General features: G+C 70.3%; 2 protein-coding genes. Both read left to right on the forward strand.

Annotated elements, in window-relative coordinates; genetic code table 11:
- The coding region (locus BIU95_RS12490; protein WP_175470769.1) for an FAD-dependent oxidoreductase at nt 1-610 on the forward strand (610 nt) is incomplete at its 5' end.
- 73 nt (nt 611-683) lie between these two features.
- A partial coding sequence (locus tag BIU95_RS12495; RefSeq protein ID WP_302846968.1) for a biotin/lipoyl-containing protein occupies nt 684-1,177 on the forward strand: 494 nt, incomplete at its 3' end.

The following is a 1,177-nucleotide window of genomic DNA, read 5'->3' on the forward strand; positions in this document are numbered from 1 at the left end:
CGTCCTGCTCGTCGCCGTCGGCCGTGGCCCGGTCACGCAGAACGTCGGCTACGACGAGGTCGGCGTGACGATGGACCGCGGGTTCGTCACCACGAACGAGCGTCTCGCCACGAACATCCCCAACGTCTACGCCGTCGGCGACATCGTCCCCGGCCTGCAGCTCGCGCACCGCGGCTTCCAGCAGGGCATCTTCGTCGCCGAGGAGATCGCCGGCCTCAACCCGGTGGTCATCGAGGACAAGAACATCCCGAAGATCACCTACTCCGACCCCGAGGTCGCGTCGGTCGGACTCTCGCAGGCCAAGGCCGAGGAGCAGTACGGCGCCGACAAGGTCGACTCGTACGAGTACAACCTGGCCGGCAACGGCAAGAGCCACATCATCGGGACCTCCGGCTCCGTCAAGGTCGTGCGCGTCGTGGACGGCCCCGTCGTCGGTGTCAGCATGATCGGCGCCCGCGTCGGTGAGCTCATCGGTGAAGCCCAGCTCGCCGTCAACTGGGAGGCCTACCCCGAGGACATCGCTCCCCTGGTGCACGGCCACCCGACCCAGAACGAAGCCCTCGGCGAGGCGTTCCTGCACCTCGCGGGCAAGCCGCTGCACGCGCTGTGACCGGCACCGGCAAGCGCACTGTGACAATGACATCAACAACCACTGCAATCCCCCGCGAAGAGGAGTCCACCCGATGAGCGAATCCGTCAACCTCCCGGCGCTCGGCGAGAGCGTCACCGAGGGCACGGTGACCCGATGGCTGAAGAACGTCGGTGACCGGGTCGAGGTCGACGAGCCGCTGCTCGAGGTCTCGACCGACAAGGTCGACACCGAGATCCCGTCGCCGATCGCCGGCGTCGTCGAGGAGATCCTCGTGCCAGAGGACGAGACCGTCGAGGTCGGCACCGCCCTGGTGAAGATCGGTGACGGCTCCGGTTCGTCCGACGGCGGTTCGGACTCGTCCGACTCCGACGACGCCAACGCCGCCGCTGCCGAAGCTGAAGAGCCCGAGGCCGCTCCGAGCACCGAGCAGGAGGCCGAGACCCCCGCGCCGGAGCCCACCGAGCCCGAGCCCGCCCCCGCCGGTCAGACGCAGCCCGCTGCCCCGCAGGCACCGTCCGCGCCGCCCGCCGCAGCGCCGGTCCCGGCCGCCGCACCCGTCCCGCCGCCCGCAGCCGCTCCGCCGGC

Origin of the sequence: Curtobacterium sp. MCBA15_007 (genome assembly GCF_001864905.1) — a bacterium.
GTDB lineage: Bacteria > Actinomycetota > Actinomycetes > Actinomycetales > Microbacteriaceae > Curtobacterium > Curtobacterium poinsettiae.